Genomic DNA, 933 nt, shown 5'->3' on the forward strand with positions numbered 1-933 from the left:
GGCGGCGCGCGGACGGGCGCCGAGCCGACGGACGCCGCGCCGACGGACGACCGCCCGCCGCCCCCGCTGCCGGATCGGCTGTCGTTCACGCGCATGCTCGACGGCTTCTTCTTCGTCTACGCGGGCCTCGCCGCCGTCTGGCTTGCCTGGCTCCTGCTCAACCAGTCCTTCAGCCTCGGATGGTTCGGCATCGGCTTCTTCCTCGTCTTCTGGCTCGTGCTCGCCTACCTCGTGCTGCCGCGGCTGCATCGCATCCTCACGACCATCTACGTGCCCGACTACTTCATCGGACGGACCCGGACGAGCGACGGCCTCCTCGGCGATCCGGTGAACCTCGCCTTCGACGGGCCGGAGGAGGCGCTGCACGACGCCATGCGGGCGGCCGGATGGACCCGCGCCGACGACGTCACGCTCGCGTCGAGCTGGCGCATCATCGCCTCGACCCTCACGCGGCGCAGCTACGACGAGGCGCCCGTGAGCCCGCTCCTCCTCTTCGGCCGGAAGCAGGACTTCGCGTACCAGCAGGAGGTCGCGGGGAACCCGGCGAAGCGCCACCACGTGCGGTTCTGGCGGACGCCCGACGGATGGCTCCTCCCGGGCGGCCGCCGGGTCGACTGGCTCGCGGCGGGCACGTTCGACCGCGCGGTCGGGTTCTCGTTGTTCACTCTGCAGGTCACGCACAAGATCGACGCCGACATCGACGTGGAGCGCGACCACATCGTCGCGACGGTCCGCGAGGCGGTGCCCGACGCCCGGCTCGAGGTGCTCCGCGACTTCTCCACCGGATACCACTCGCGCAACGGCGGCGGCGACACCATCCGGACCGACGGCGACCTGCCCGTCGTCATCGTGGGGCGGTCCGATCCCGCGCCGCGCGACGGCCGGACCGATTCGCCGGGCGCCGCCGGGTCGGCTGCGGCGACGCCGGCCGCT

At 72.7% G+C, this 933-nt stretch carries 1 protein-coding gene; it reads left to right on the forward strand.

The window, feature by feature from the left end:
* Nucleotides 1-93: 93 nt before the first annotated feature.
* Nucleotides 94-933: LssY C-terminal domain-containing protein (locus tag ESO86_RS17720; RefSeq protein WP_129236036.1), on the forward strand; the 840-nt coding region annotated here is incomplete at its 3' end.

This window comes from Agromyces binzhouensis (assembly GCF_004135055.1).
Classification (GTDB): Bacteria; Actinomycetota; Actinomycetes; order Actinomycetales; family Microbacteriaceae; genus Agromyces; species Agromyces binzhouensis.